Below are 14,661 nucleotides of genomic sequence, written 5' to 3' on the forward strand. Positions count from 1 at the left end.
GGAATTCGTCGGGGACGTCAGGCGATCCTCATCTGCGCCATCATTCCCATGGCACTGTGGTCGATCATGTGGCAGTGGTACGGATAGACGCCGCGGTGCGAATCGAAGGTGAGCTGGAGTTTCGCCGTCTGTCCGGGAAAGAGCAGCACGGTGTCCTTCCATCCGGTCTCGGCCGGATACGGCGGCTGCCCGTCGCGTTCGATAATTCTGAACTGCGTCAGATGCGTATGGAAATTGTGCGGAACGGTGACGCTCTTGTTGGTGACCGTCCACACCTCGGTGCTGCCCCACTCGACGTGGGTGTCGATGCGGTCCGGGTCGAAGGTCTTTCCGTTGATGTAGGCCTGGTGGCCTCCGCTGCCCGGTTCGTCCATGTTCAGTTCGAAGGTGCGCTCGACGGTGGGCTTCGCCAGGGGCGGCAGCGTGGCGAGGGTGTCCGGGACCCGGCTGCGGTCGGGGGTCCGCTCACCGACGTCGAACCGCATGACCTGGCCGACGAGTTCGGTGGGGCCGGGGCCCAGCATGTTGGCGAGGGTGAGCCGCGTTCCGGGCGCGTACGCCGAGAAGTCGACGACGAAGTCGATGCGTTCGCCGGGTGACAGGACGAGCACCGGGGTCTCGGCGGGGGCGGCGAGCAGTCCGCCGTCGGTGCCGATCTGCCGCACGGGGTGCTGGGTGGCCGACCCGTCCGACAGCGCGAGGACGAAGATGCGCAGGTTGCACGAGTTGACCAGCCGGAAGCGGTACTTGCGGGCCTCCACCTTCAGATACGGCCAGGGCCGGCCGTTGACCAGGATGGTCGTACGGTTCTCGGCGTCGTCCATCGTGTAGACCATCGCGCCGCTGTCGTCGAAGTCCGCGTCGCGCAGGACCAGGGGGATGTCGTACTTCCCGGAGGGCAGTCCGAGCCGGTCCTCCTCGGGGTCGCGCAGCAGGTACAGCCCGGAGAGGCCCCGGTAGACGTGCTCGGACTCCATGTGGTGGGCGTGGTCGTGCATCCACAGGGTGGCACCGGGCTGCCGGTTCTCGTACACGTAGGTGCGCCCGCGTCCCGGCGCGATCGTGTCCATCATGCCGCCGTCGTGTTCCACCGGGTTGTTGCCGCCGTGCAGGTGCACGGAGGTCGGCATGTCCAGCGCGTTGACGTGCCGGACCACCGTCCTGCGGCCGGTGCGGGCGCGGATGGTGGGGCCGGTGAAGGAGCCGTTGTACGTCAGGACGTCGGTGCGGGTGCCGGGCAGGATCTCGGCGCTCGCGCGGCGCGTGGTGATCCGGTAGTAGTCGGCGTGTCCGGTTCTGCGGTACGGGGCCAGCACCGGCGGCACGGTCAGCGGCACCGTGAACGGCTCGACCGTCGCCGGCGCCGTCGCGGCGACGGGTGCGGTGGCCGGCCCGCCCGCGGTGAGCGTCTTGAACAGCCCGCCCGCCGCACCGACCGCCCCGACGGCGCCGGTGGTCATACCGAGACGTATCGCATGTCGACGAGTGAGCACGGGAATATCCTTCTGTCGTTGGGGCGGTGGCCGTTGAATTCCTGTTCCGAGCATGCGCCCCGGGCGTCGATCGTCCGAGCGGAGACGGTCCGTCCCTGTCATGTGTCACGCATTCCATGACCTCGGTCATGAGCGGGAATGGCGACTGTCATGCGGTGCGGCCGGCCGGGGCGGAGAGGGTGTAGCGGGCGTCAGAGTGGATTTCGTCGAGTTCTTCCAGCGAATCCCTCTGACGGAGGCCCTGATGATTTCCGTGTCCACGGAGAAACCACCCGAGTTCGCGGCCCGCGCGCTGCGTACGGACGTGCGGATCACGTTCGACGACGCCGCGGACACGGCGGTGCTGCGCGGCCCCGGAAGCTCACTCGTGCTGCGCCCGGTGCGCGGTGGCCTGCGCACCGTACTGGGCCGACTGGCCGGGGGCCCGGTGCCGTACGAGGAGTTGCACGAGGGGCTCGGCGGCGCCGCGCGGGAGCGGGCCGACGCCGCGCTGGCGCGGGCCGGCCACCTGCTGGCGTACAGCGTGCTCACGCACGACGGGCCGTCGCCGCGGCGGGAGTTGGTACGGCTGGAGCCGACGGCCCGGGACGCCGAGCACCGTACGGCGGCCGTGCCCGCCGGCGCGCGGGTCCGTCTGTCGCGGTTCGCCCTCTGCCGGACGCGCGGGGGCGTGCTCGTACTGGAGTCACCGCTGGTGAAGTTCCGGGCCGTGCTCGCCGACCGGGCCGCCCGTGAACTCGTCGCCGCGCTGGGGCAGCCGGGGCCGGCGGTCCGGGCCGGTGAGGGCACCGGGCTGAGCGAGGCGGAGACGCTCACGGTCCTGGCCCATCTCGTCGGCACCGGCTTCGTCGAACGCGCCGCCCCGGACGGCGGCTTCGCGTCCGACACCGAGCCGGTGCTGCGCCAGTGGGACTTCCACGACCTGCTGTTCCACTCGCGCGTCCGGTCCGGCCGCTTCGACGAGACCTTCGGCGCGGCCTACCCGTACCGGGGCCAGATCGACCCGCTGCCCGCCGTGAAGCCGGCGCCGGACGGCCCCGTGACGGAGCTGTACCGCCCCCGGCGCGCGGACATCGACGCCCGCGACCCGTCCCTGACCGCCGCCGTCGAGGGCCGTCGCTCCCACCGTGTCTTCGGGGAACGGGCGCTGACGGCACGCGAGCTGGGCGAGTTCCTGTACCGGGTGCAGCGGGTGCGCGTCCACCACACGCCCGGCCCCGGTGAGGACGAGGTGGTCTCGCGGCCCTATCCGGCCGGGGGCTCGCTCCACGAACTGGAGCTGTACGTCACGGTGCTGCGCTGCGGGGGGCTCGCACCGGGCGTCTACCACTACGACTCGTACGCGCACCGTCTGGTCCTCGTCAACGGGGCGGAGGACGACCGGCGGGCGCTGCTGGGCGTGGCGTCACGGTCCGTCGGCTTCGACGTGCGCCCCGATGTGCTCTTCACGGTGACCTCGCGGTTCCAGCGCATGGCGTGGAAGTACCGGGCGATGGCGTACGCGACGACGCTGCGGCACACCGGTGTGCTCTACCAGACCATGTACCTGGTCGCGACGGCGATGGGCCTGGCGCCCTGCGGGCTGGGCAACGGCGACGCCGACCTGTCCGCCCGTGTGCTGGGCCTGGACTACCTGCGGGAGTCCTCGGTCGGCGACTTCCTGCTGGGCACGCCGGCGCCCGAGTCCGCGATGCCCGCCGAGCCGGGCGAGGAATGGCACATGGTGAACAGCCCCGAATGGGCACTTCCGGTGGCCCTCGACGAAAATCCGGGCACCGGGGAAACGTCATCCGGGCCGTGATAAATGTCAGCCGACACCCGCAGGGGGTGGCGCACGGGTGAGTGGCCGAGCACTATGGATGTCACAGCCGGACGGAAAAGGAAAAACATTCCGGAAGGCGGCCGGGAATCATTCCGGAGCATGAATCCCCGGGAATTCCGTTCAGGGAACTCCCGCTTCTCCGAAAGGACCACGACATGACCGCCAAGGACATCAAGAACGACGCCGACACCGCGTTCGAGGGCTTCGACGCCGACGAGCTGGAGACCCTCGAGGTCGCCGACGACGCCGACACCGCGTTCGAGGGCTTCGACGCCGACGAGCTGGAGACCCTCGAGGTCGCCGACGTGAGCGCCTGAGCACGACCGTGTGAACGCACAAGGATGCGCCGCCGGCCCCCTGGCCGGTCGGCACATCCTTGCGTTCGTTTCCGGGGCGGCCCGCCGGCCCCGGCCGACCCGGCGGCCCTCAGCCCCGTACGGCCAGGTGGTACGCGGAGGCCCAGAGCACCGCCGCGCAGGCCAGGCCCACCGTGACCAGCACGCTCTCGTCCGACAGGCCGGCCACGACCAGCACCGCGCCCACGACCGCCACGGCGGTCATCAGTCCGGCCGTCCACCGGTACTGCCACTGGTCGTACAGGCGCGCGAGGGGGAAGAAGTGCAGTCCCACGACGAGGGCGATGCCGACCGGGATGAGCTCGGGGCGGCCGGCGGCGTTGGAGCCCGCGATGACGGCGAAGACGGCCAGCACCTCGATGCCGTTGACGACACCCACCCCACGCGCCCAGTTCTCCGGGAGGCTCACCGTGCGGGGCGAGGGCGCGGCGTCCTTGCGGTGCCCCAGGTAGACCGCCGCCGCGGTGACCACGAGGGCCGCCACCTCTATGGACACCGGCACGGCGTCCGTCGCCGAACCGGTCGCGGAGGCCCCGGCGAAGGCCCACAGCAGGCCGAACACGGAGAGCACGAGGGTTCCCCGGCGCCGCAGTTTCCGGGTGAGTTCCAGGCACTCGGCGTCCGTGGCGGACGGGGCAGGGCCGGTGGTGGGGGGATCAGTCGTCATTGGCGGAGAGTACAACGATCACCGCGGTTGCCAGATGTTTTTCGGCCAGCCCGCCGGCCCACTCAAACGGAATTGATCATTCCGAGACTTTGCCGCGGAGCGCACACCTCCCGGATCTCCCGGAAAAGGGAGCCCTGTGTCACGAGAACCGTGACGTATGTAAGCCGCACCCTTCTCTCCACTTCCACCGCGCATTCCGGGCGCCAATGATGTGGAGCACATTCCCGAATTCATTTCCCGTTCGTCTCGGAAGGTGCGAAGGACATGGTGGTTGACGCTCCGGAGCGTATTGCCGTGAGGCCGGATTCCGCCGACCTGACGGGGGTGCGACTCCACACTCGGATGCCGGTGACGCCGGCCTGGCTGGCCCGGTACGTCGTACCGGCCGCCCGCGAACTGAGCGAGGGGGGCGTGCCCGGCGTCCAGGTCCGCCGCGGCTGGCTGCACGGACCCCACATCGATCTGCTCGCCCCGGCCGCCGGCGCCGCCGACTGGACGGCGGTCGCGGCCGGGCTCGACGCGGGCCCCCTCGACCCGGCACGGGCGCTGACCGAGGAGGCCTACCTCGAGCAGGCCCGCGAGTTCGGCCGGCTCGAGGCGGTGGAGCCCCCGTACCTGCCGCTGCGCGACCACGGCGCGGTCCTGCCCGTCGCTCCCGACGACCCGGCCCTGCGCTCCCGCGAGCCGCGCCTCGATCCGCTGCGCACCGTCGTGAACGGCGCCCTCGCCGTGCCGGTGCTGCCGATGATCGAGAGCCTGGCCGAGGAGCCCGGCAGCGGCACGGTGTTGCTCGCGGAGGCGTTCGCCGCGCTCGCCGACACCCACGCCCTCGGCCCGGGGTACGGGGTGTTCTCCCCCCGGTCGCACGCGGAGGCGTTCCTCGCCTGGGCGGCTCCCCGCAAGGACATGCGGCCCGTCTTCCAGGAGCGGCTCGCCAGGGAGGCCCCGCTGCTCCGCGCGGTGGTCGAACAGCGGCTGAGCGGCGCGGTCTCCCCCGCGGCCGCCCGGTGGCGCACGGCGTTCGCCTACGGCGCCGGCGTGCTGGACAGCGCGGTCGCCTCGGGCACCCTCACCGCCGGCCTGCTCGACTCGGTGACCGACGGCGTCGACCGGGGACGGATGGGACCGCCCGGGGCCGTGACCACGGTGCCGCGCGGCGAACAGCCGGACACCGACTTCCACCGCACCGTGCACGGGTCCGGGGCGATCAGCACGCCCTCGCCGTTCTTCGCCGCGTTCCGCCTGCTGACCAACCTCTTCTACCAGCAGCTTCCCCTGCTCACCGTGTCACCGATGCAGCGCTACTACATGTGCTTCGCGATCGCCGAGACGGTCGACGACGTACTCGGCAGCAGCTGGCGCGAGCGTCTGGAGCGCCCGCACACCGCCCGCACCACGAGGCCGACGGGAGCCCCGCGATGACCAGCCCCGAACCCCAGTGGTTCCTGCGCGTCAACCCGCTGCGCAGGGCCCGCCTCGCCGATCCGGAACTGCGCCGGCTGCTCGGCGCACTCGCCGCCGCCGAGGCCGAACTGGCCGAGGCCGCCGAGGTCTGCTCGCAGGAGCTGTACGAGCGGATCGGTGCCGTGGAGTCGGACGCCGAGCGCCGCGAGCTGATCGCGCTGCGCCGGGCGATCCACAACGGCCGCGCGCCCCGCAAGGCCCCCGAGGGCCGCGTGGCACAACTCCCGTCGGTGGCGCGCTGGCTGGCCGTCCAGGCCGAGCGGGAGCGGCTGCGCGCCACGGTCACCGCCGGCTACCCGGCCGCCGCCGACCGCGAACGGGCCGTCCTGGCGGGCCTGCTCGGCGACGACGACCTGCTGCGCTCGCTCGCCCTCGTCGCCCCCGAGGTGCACCAGGAGGCCGAGCGCTACCGCGCGGCGGTCGGGGGACCCGGCAAGGTCAACGCCCGCACCCGCAAGTCGGAACGCGGACTGATCCAGTACGTCACCCGGTCCATGGTGCGCACCAGTCCGCTCTCCCGGTTCACCGCGGTGGGCATCGCCGAACCCGCCCCCGCCGGCGACCCGGAGGCCGTACGCCCCGGCGACGTGCCCTTCACCGGCGCGCTGGCCGTACCGGGCCTGGACCGGGTGATGCTGCACTACGTGCTCGGCGGCCTGCCCGCCGCCGACGAGGCCGGCCTCACGGACCTGTGGGTGGGACTGCCGCCCACCTCGGCACCCGACCCGGAGAGCGGCAAGCTGTTCTTCCTGAAGTTCTCCGAGCAGGGCATGCACCGGCTCGCGCTGCCGCTCGACGGGCCCGTCGCCGACCTGCTCGACGCGCTGTCCATGGGACCGCGCCGCTTTCCCGCCGTGGTCGCGCACGTCGCCGCGCGGGCCGGCTGCTCCACCGAGGACGCCGGCCGGCGCGTACGGCAGGCGCTCCGGCAGGGCGTGCTGTGCACCTTCACCCAGCCGGAGGAGCGCGCGGCTTCCGCCGACTACGACGTCCTGCTCCCGGCCGGGCGGGACACCGCCGTCGGGGAGCTGGCGGAGCGGGTCCGTACCGGACTGCCCCGGGTGGCCGGGGCGCCCGCCGGGGAACGGGGCGCGGTCCTGGCCGGGCTGCGCGGGGACCTCGGCCGGTTCAGCCAGGCCGTGGGCCGCCCGGCGCACATCACGGTCGAGGAGGACTACGTCATGCCGCCGCTGAAGGTGGTCACCTCCGACTGGCACGCCCCGCTGACCGACCTCGGGCCCGCCGTGGAGCTGCTGTCGGTCTTCGACTGGCTGCACGACGTACGGGTCCTGATGACCGCCGCGTTCACGGAGCGGTTCGGGGCCGGGGCGAACGTGCCGCTGGCCGAGCACGCGCCGTTCGTCGTCGGGGAGGTCTCCCGGCGGGCCGCCGCGATGGCCGCCGTGTACGGGCCGCAAGGCTCGGGCGAGCCGGCCGCGCTGACCGGCATCGGCCCGGCGGACGGCTCGCTGGAGCGCATGTACCTGCTGCGCCGCGAGCTGTCCGAGGAGGTGCATGCGCTCCTCACCAAGACCGTCCGGGCCGGCGAGGACACCCTGGCCCTCACCGCGGCGGACGTCGCGGAACTGACCCGGTCGCTGCCCGACCGCTTCCGCCGGGACCCGCTGATCTACGGCGTGCTGCTCCAGCAGGCCGGCGGCAGGCTCGTCCTCAACGACGGCCTGCCGGGCCACGGCATGCTGTACGCGCGTTTCCTGGAGGCCGACCGCCGCCAGGGCGGCCGGGCGCTGCCCCGGCTCGCCGCCCACCTGCGGCGCTTCTACGGTCACGACGGCGCCCGGGTCACCGAGGACCTCGGCCTGCACCGCCTCAACGTCAACGCGCACGCGCCGGTGCTGCCGGGCGGCCTCACCCCGGAGGACTGGTTCACGCTGCGGCTGGCCCACGACCCGGAGACGGACTCGCTGCGGGTCGAGGACGCGGACGGCGCGCCCCTGAGGGTGCTGCCGCTCGGCACGGGCCATCCGGGCCTGTTCCCGCCCCCGCTGTCGGTGGCCTCCGGCCTCGCGATCAGCGGCCGGCTCTTCAACAGCCTGCCCAACTCCTGGCACGCGGCCACCCCGTGGGACGGCGAGCACACCCGCACCGCGCCGCGCATGGCGGTCGGCGACGTCCTCATCGGCCGCCGCCGCTGGTACGGCGGGGCCGAGCTGGACACGGCGGTGGCCGCCGGGCCCGACGAGCACGAACGGCTGCTCGCGCTGACGGCGTGGCGGGCCCGGCACGGGGTCCCGGACGAGGTCGTCGTCAAGTCGGCGCCCGAGGACGAGGGCCCGCTGTCGGTCGGCGCACCGGACGTCCAGTCCAAGCGGCTCCAGCAGAAGCCGCAGTACGTGGACCTGTCCAGCGCCCTCGCGGTGCGGGTACTGCCGCGGATGCTGGAGCGCCGCGGGGAGGGGGCGAGCTATCTGGAGGAGGCGCTGCCCGGCGTCACCGACGGCACGCACGCGACGGAATGGGTGCTCGAGGTCGGGCGCACGGCCGGCGGACGGTTCGTGTACGACCCGGCCGGCCACACGGAAACGGAAGGAGCCCGGTCGTGACGGTGACCGATCTGGACAGGACCCCGGCCACGACGGCCCCGGGGACGGACGCCCCGCTGCGGGCCCGGCCCGGGCTGCACTACGCGCCGGTACCCGGAGGCGTCTACTTCAGCGGCACGCGCGGGCAGTTCGTGCTGAGCGGCTCGGACCTCATGTACGCGGTGGCGGACGGCTGCGTACCGCTGCTGGAGGCGGGGACGACGGAGGACGCCCTGGTCGCCGAGTTCGGCACGGAGCGTGCCCGTCCGGCCGTACGGCATCTCGTCGCCCGGCTGCGGGAGAACGGCCTGCTGCTCGACCCGGCCGCGTTCACCGAGCCGGAGCCCCCGGCCGAGGTGCGCGCCCGCTACGCCGACACCCTGGCCCGCCTGGCCGCCCGCCTCGACGACCCGTACGCGGCGTTCGCCCGTCTGCGCCGGGCCCGGGTGGAACTGCGGGGGCCGGACACGGCGACGGCCCCGGCCCGCCGCGGCCTGCACCGGGCCGGCGTGACCACCACGCCACCGACCGCCGGACCGGCGAACCCCCTCGTCCCGGTCTGCGACCCGGCGATGTACGCGGACCCCGCCCTCCTGCCCCCCGCCGGCGACCCGGCGGCGCACGAACCCTCGACTCCCGCCGGCGACCCGGCGGCGCACACGCCCGGAACCCTCACCCCCACCGGCGACCCGGCGGCGCACGAACCCCGGCGGTACGTGGGGACCAGGCAGCGATTCCCGTCGGCGGCCCGGCGGTGGACTTTCCGGGGGCCGGTGGTTCGCCCCGGGCCGTCATCGAGTTCCTCACCGGTGACGGGACCTGGACCGAGCGGCACGGGACGCTCCACGTGCCCGTGCTGCTCGGCCCGGGGCCGGTCCTCGTCGGGCCGGTCGGGGTGTCGCCCGCCGTCTGGGCGGCGTTCCGGGACCGGGCCGGGGTCTGGGCCGGTGCCGAGGGCGTCGAGCCCGCGGCCGGGCCCGTCGCCCACTCCCTCGCGGGAGCCCTTGCCGCCCAGCTCCTGGCCGACACCCTCACGGGTGTCGCGGAGCCCGGCGAGGCCCATGTCGTGCACGGCCCCGATCTGACCGCCGACCGCGTCACCGTCACGGGCGGCCCCGTGGACGAAGCGGTCGTGGTCCGGCTCGACGACGCCCCCGCCGAACCCCTCCCCGAACCGGCGGCCGCACTGGAGGAGGCCGCCGCCCTCACCGCCCGCTGGACCGGTCTCTTCGCCTCCGCGCAGGGCGAGCACCTGCCGCAGATGCCCCTCGCCCTGCGCGCGGCGGAGCACCGCACGGACCGCACGGACACGGTCACCGCCTGGGCGGCGGACCAGGAGACGGCGACCGTCGCCGCCGCCCTGGCCGCCCTGCGCGACCGCGTCGGCGGCGCCGCCGGTCTCACCCGTGAACACTGGCTGCTGGACGGCGCGTTGCGGTGGCTCGCCGAGCGCCGGGACCGGTTCGAGCTCCTGACCGACGCCGCTCCCCCGCTGCACGCCGAGGGCGAGCGCATCCTCGCCGCCCTGCGCGCGCGGCTCGGCCCGGCCGTTCCCGTACTCGCCCTGGCCCGGACCGTCGGAGTCGACTGGCCGCTGGCCGAGGTCACCGCCGACGGCCGGTCGCTCGGCGCCGGCTGGGGACCCACGGCCGCCGACGCGACGTACGCCGCGCTGTGCACGGCGCTCGCCGCCGCCCAGGCCGACGGCGCCGTCGCCGCCCTGTCCACCGACGCCCTGCTCACCGCCGACGACACCGCCCGCACCGCACTGAGGAGGCAGCTCACCGCGCTCGCCACGATCCGGGGACAGGCCCGCCGCACGGACCCCGTGCTCGGCGGACTCCCCTTCTGGCACGGCCCGGTGACCGCCCGGACGGCCCAGGAGCCCACCGATGCCGACCACTGACCCGACCACCACCGAGAACCCGGTCCAGGCGGGCCCCGCGCTGCCCGCGACGGCCCACGACGACTGGCTGCCCGCCCTCGCCGGACTGGCCCGCGCCACCGGGGCGACCGTCTCCGTCAACCTAGGCTGGGACCTCGCCTGGGAACGCGGCCCGGTCGTCGCGGCGGACGGCCCCCACCTCTCCGTACGCCTGTACGACGACGAGGTGATGGTCGGTCCGCTGTGGGTGCCGGGCACCGCGTCCGGCTGCGCCGCCTGCGCCGAGGTGCGTGAGCGCACCGTTCTCGACCACCCGCTCGTCGGCGACCTCACCCGGGCCACCCGGGTCCCCGCCGCCCCCGCGCCCCTGCTGCCCGAACTCCTGCGCACCGGCCTGGACCACCTGGCGGACCGTCCCCTCGCCCCCGGCGAGGCCTACTCGGTGACCGTGCGCGGCACCCGCCGCCACCGCGTCGCGCGCAGCTTCCACTGCCCGGCCTGCGGTCCCGCCCCCGAGGACCTGGTCAGCACCGGGCCCCCGCCGCCCCGTACCCTCCGCTCGCGTCCGGCCGTCCCCGGTGACCCCACCCGCACCGCGGCGAGCCGGCTCGTCGAGCCCGGATTCCTGCGCGACCGCCTGGTCGACGACCGCTTCGGACCGGTCCGGGCCGTCCTGCGCGAGTCCCACGCCCCGTTCGCGATGAGCATGGCCGTCGTCGCCGACGCCCCGGCGATGGGCCACGGCCGGGCCCGTACGTTCGCCGAGACCGAGCCGGTCGCCGTCCTGGAGGCGTACGAACGGCTCGGCGGTTACCCCTACGACATCCCCCTGGTGACCCGGCGCTCCTACCGCGAGGTCGCCGGCCACGCCGTCGACCCGGACACCCTCGGCCGCTACACCGCCGAGCAGCTCGCCCATCCGACGAGCAGGGCGACGCCGTTCACGGCCGACACCCCGATGGACTGGGCCTGGGGGCACGACCTGGCCGACGGCCGTCCGCTCCTCGTCCCGGCGGACCACGCCTTCTACCAGTACGAGTACGCGTTCCGCCGGGACCGCCGGGCGGCGCGCGTGGCGGGCGCCGCGAACCGCCGGCACTACTTCTTCGACTGCTCCAGCGGCTGCGCGGTCGGCGCCAACTACGAAGAGGCCGCGCTGCACTCGCTGTTCGAGCTCGCGGAGCGGGACGCGTTCCTGACGTCCTGGTTCCGGGCCGCCCCGCTCCCGCACATCCCGGTCGCCTCCCTCACCGACCCGACCAGCCGGGCCATGGTCGAGCTGATCCGGGCCCGCGGATTCGACGTCCACCTCCTCGTCGCCACCCGTGACATCGGTCTGCCGGTGGTGTGGGTCATCGCCGTCAACGAGAAGAACCCGTTCCCCGCCACCTTCTCCTCCGCCGGTTCCGGCGCCGAACCGGAGTCGGCGATCCGCGGGGCGCTGCGCGAGGTGGCCCAGCTCGTCACCAACCCGGTCGACTGGACCCGTGAGCAGGCCGAGCGGATGGCCGAGGACCCGTGGCGGGTGGAGGAGCTGGAGGACCATGTGCGGTTCTCCTCGATCCCCGAGACCCGCGACCGCGCCCTGGCGGGGCTCGGCGGCCCGGCCGTCACGTTGGAGGAGGCCTTCCCCGACTGGCCCGGCCGGCTGGAGCGGGCCGCGGGCGGCGATGTGCGCGGCACGCTCGAGTACGTCGCCTCGCTGTTCGCCGACGCGGGCCTGGACCGCGTCGTCGTCGTCGACCAGACCAGCCGGGAGCACGCGGACGCCGGTATCGCGGTCGTCCGCGCGGTCGTCCCCGGCATCGTGCCGATGTGCTTCGGCCACGCCCAGCAGCGCCTGGACGGACTGCCCCGGCTGCGGGCCGCGCTGCGCGGCACGGACCAGGAGCACCGGGCGATCCCCTACGACCCCCACCCGTTCCCGTGACGGCCCCCGCCCCGGAGTGGACCCGACGCGCCCCGGTCGACCTGCCGGGCCCCGCGGGCGACAACAGCATCGCGCGCGAGCCGCTCTGGTACGCGTACGGCGCGGGCGACGACCGTCCGGAGCCGCCGCCCTGGACCTGGGCGGACACGCCCCCGCCCGACAGCCACGTACCGCCGGAGCCGCCGCGTCCGGCAGGGCCGGGCAGGGTGCTGCCGACGGGCACCACCGAGCGGCTGTCGGCGCTCGCGTATCCGCGGGTGCCGGCCGCCTCCGGTCCGGCGGCGCCGGACGCCCTGGCGCACGCCCTGACGGCGACGTTCGGTCCCGTGCGCCGGGAACCGGAGAACCCGTACAACGAGCACCGGCCGTACGCCTCGCCGCGCTGTCTCTTCCCCGTCCACGCCTTCGTGGGCGACGGCGACGGCGCGGCGTGGCGGCTGCTGGAGCCGGCCCGTCACACCCTCACCGGACCGGACACCTCGGCGCCGTCCACCCGTATCGCGCTCACCGGCCGCTACACCGCGATCCCGGTGGCGTACCAGTGGTTCCGCGGGTCGCTCGTCTCCATCGAGACCGGCATGGTGCTGCGGGCGCTGAGCCTCGGCCTCGAACTGTTCGGGGTGCCGGCGACCCTCACCCCGCCCGCCGGCGGCGGACCGGAGGTCCTGCGCGAGCTGGGTCTCGAGCGGACCTGGGAGTGGTCGCTGCCCTGGCTCGTCGACGTGGCCGGACCCGGTCCCGGTCCCGCGGCGGGGGCCGGGCGGGACGCGCCGGTGCCCGGCGGCGACCCCTCGCTGGCGGACGTCGTCCGCGTCAACCGGGAGCAGACGTACCCGGCGGGCGCGGCGCCGCTCACCACGGCCGTCCCGGCCGGCCTGCCGGACAGCCCGGTCGTGCCCGACTGGGCGGAGCTGCTGTGGCGGCGCCACTCCGGCCGTATGCCGCGCGCCCTGCACGGCATGGACTCGGCCCCGCGCCCCGCCCCGGTCCCGGCCCGGCACCTGGCCGCCGCCCTCGCCTGGCTCGGTGTCCCGCCACCGCACCCGGTGCCGGCCGCCGCCTTCGACGCGGTCACGGTCACCGCCGTGGTGCAGCACGTCGAGGGGTACGCGGCCGGGGTGCACCGCTTCGAGAAGGGCGCGGCGCACCTGCGAAGGGCCGATCCGACCGCCCCCGCGGGGCTGGAGGCGAGCTACGGCTACGGGCTGTCGCCCGTCAACGGCTGCGGCATCGCCAAGGCCCCGCTCACCGTCTTCTTCTCCGTCCGCCCCCGCGAACTGTTCGCCCGCTTCGGCCCCACCGGCTGGGGCGCCGCCCAGGTCGCCTGTGGCTGGGCCGTCCACGGGCTGTGCCTGGCGGCGGCGTCGGCCGGTCTCTTCGCGCGGCCCGTCCGGGCGTTCAAGGAGATCCCCACCAAGGAGGTCATCGGCCTGGCCGAGGACGAGACGATCGTCCTGTCGGCGGTGGTGGGGGTACCGCGCGAGACCGGGGGCGACCAGCTCGACCTGCGCACCTGAGCCCACTTCTCCGCACACCCTCCGGACGACAAGGAAGCCCGCCCATGACCGAGCCCACCACCGCACCGCGGCGCTGGAACGCCTGGCACCTCCACCTCGCCACCACCGCCCGTGGCGCCCACGACCGCGTCCTCACCGAGGTCATCGGGCCCACGGTCCGCGCGCTGCCGCCCGGCACCGAGTGGTTCTTCATCCGCTACTGGCAGTCGGGTCCCCATCTGCGGCTGCGGATCGCGGACCTCGCCCCGGGCGCCCGCGCGGACGTCGAGCACGCCCTGCGCGGCCGGCTCGCCGCGGCGGGCCGGCTCGCCCCCGGGGAGGAGCCGCTGGCCGCCGACGCCTACGAGGAGAGCGCGGCCCGGCTCGCCGCCGCGGGCGAGACCGGCGTCAACTCCTCCGTCCGGGCGCTGCTGCCGCCCGGCGTCCACCGGGCCGACTACGACCCCGAGTTCGAACGCTACGGCGGTCACGCCCTCATGCCGGCCGCCGAGTCCCTGTTCCACCTGTCCAGCGAACTCGTGCTGCGGCTCGCCCCGGACATCACCGACGAGGCGCGGCGCGCCCGGCTGGCGCTGCGCGGCACCCTGTCCGCCGCCGTCGCCCTCGGCGGTCCCGTGGAGCGTGCCCACTACTTCGCGCGGGGCCTGGACGCCTGGCGGGCCTGGGCGTCCGACGCCGGCCATCCCGACGCCCTGCTCGACCGGATCACCCACGTCGGCCAGGACCCGGACGCGGTGCGGATCACACCCGGGGCGCACGGCCCGTTCACCGGCTGGTACGAGGGGCTGGCGGCCCATGCCGACGACATCCGGCGGCACGCGACGACCCACCCCGGCATGATCCTCTTCTCCCACGCCCACATGCTGCACAACCGGCTGGGCCTGAGCCTGCTGGAGGAGCTGCGCACCTACGCCTGGCTGTCCCACGTCTTCCCGGTGCGGCGGCCGGCGGCCGGCCCGGTACCCGTGGGGTGACCCCCGCGCC

Annotated in this window: 11 protein-coding genes; 9 read left to right on the forward strand and 2 right to left on the reverse strand. The window is 74.6% G+C overall.

Translation table 11 applies throughout. The annotated features are described in order from the left end of the window. Positions 1–17: 17 nt before the first annotated feature. A complete protein-coding gene (locus tag IH50_RS0132715; protein ID WP_030870655.1) occupies positions 18–1,493 on the reverse strand; it encodes a multicopper oxidase domain-containing protein in 1,476 nt (491 codons plus the stop codon). Between the two features lie 244 nt (positions 1,494–1,737). Here IH50_RS0132715 and IH50_RS0132720 point away from each other — a divergent pair, with 244 nt between their 5' ends. Next, positions 1,738–3,294, forward strand: a complete 1,557-nt coding sequence (locus tag IH50_RS0132720) for a SagB/ThcOx family dehydrogenase (protein ID WP_051767541.1) — start codon at positions 1,738–1,740, stop codon at positions 3,292–3,294. A gap of 176 nt (positions 3,295–3,470) precedes the next feature. Then, complete coding sequence (locus tag IH50_RS42895; protein ID WP_234328288.1) at positions 3,471–3,632, forward strand: hypothetical protein; 162 nt, start codon at positions 3,471–3,473, stop codon at positions 3,630–3,632. 109 nt (positions 3,633–3,741) lie between these two features. Here IH50_RS42895 and IH50_RS0132730 read toward each other — a convergent pair whose 3' ends face one another. Next, entirely contained in the window at positions 3,742–4,338 is a 597-nt protein-coding gene (locus tag IH50_RS0132730) for a DUF7010 family protein (RefSeq protein ID WP_030870661.1), read from the reverse strand. Between the two features lie 342 nt (positions 4,339–4,680). On the opposite strand from IH50_RS0132730, the gene IH50_RS0132735 reads away from it, so the two are divergent. The 7 genes from IH50_RS0132735 to IH50_RS0132765 are packed head-to-tail and all read left to right on the forward strand — an operon-like array spanning position 4,681 to position 14,651. Continuing rightward, positions 4,681–5,760 (forward strand): hypothetical protein, encoded by a 1,080-nt coding sequence (locus tag IH50_RS0132735; RefSeq protein ID WP_199822175.1) that lies wholly within the window; start codon positions 4,681–4,683, stop codon positions 5,758–5,760. Beyond that, entirely contained in the window at positions 5,757–8,366 is a 2,610-nt protein-coding gene (locus tag IH50_RS0132740) for a lantibiotic dehydratase (RefSeq protein ID WP_037873286.1), read from the forward strand. The genes IH50_RS0132735 and IH50_RS0132740 overlap by 4 nt, the downstream gene beginning before the upstream one ends. Beyond that, on the forward strand, positions 8,363–9,430 hold the full coding sequence (locus IH50_RS41795) for a hypothetical protein (RefSeq protein ID WP_158801353.1): 1,068 nt from the start codon (positions 8,363–8,365) through the stop codon (positions 9,428–9,430). The genes IH50_RS0132740 and IH50_RS41795 overlap by 4 nt, the downstream gene beginning before the upstream one ends. Continuing rightward, entirely contained in the window at positions 9,412–10,251 is an 840-nt protein-coding gene (locus IH50_RS0132750) for a hypothetical protein (protein ID WP_158801354.1), read from the forward strand. Before IH50_RS41795 ends, IH50_RS0132750 begins: the two co-directional genes overlap by 19 nt. Then, the gene (locus IH50_RS0132755; protein ID WP_030870674.1) at positions 10,238–12,160 is read left to right on the forward strand and encodes a TOMM precursor leader peptide-binding protein; all 1,923 of its coding nucleotides are present in this window, start codon (positions 10,238–10,240) and stop codon (positions 12,158–12,160) included. Before IH50_RS0132750 ends, IH50_RS0132755 begins: the two co-directional genes overlap by 14 nt. Then, positions 12,157–13,677 carry a nitroreductase family protein gene (locus IH50_RS0132760; protein WP_030870677.1) on the forward strand — a complete coding sequence of 507 codons (1,521 nt, stop codon included), beginning with the start codon at positions 12,157–12,159 and terminating at the stop codon, positions 13,675–13,677. Before IH50_RS0132755 ends, IH50_RS0132760 begins: the two co-directional genes overlap by 4 nt. 44 nt (positions 13,678–13,721) lie before the next feature. Then, positions 13,722–14,651, forward strand: coding sequence for a thiopeptide-type bacteriocin biosynthesis protein (locus IH50_RS0132765; RefSeq protein ID WP_030870680.1), 930 nt, complete (start codon positions 13,722–13,724; stop codon positions 14,649–14,651). The last annotated feature ends 10 nt before the right edge of the window (positions 14,652–14,661 follow it).

Origin of the sequence: Streptomyces sp. NRRL S-37, assembly GCF_000721605.1 — a bacterium.
GTDB lineage: Bacteria > Actinomycetota > Actinomycetes > Streptomycetales > Streptomycetaceae > Streptomyces.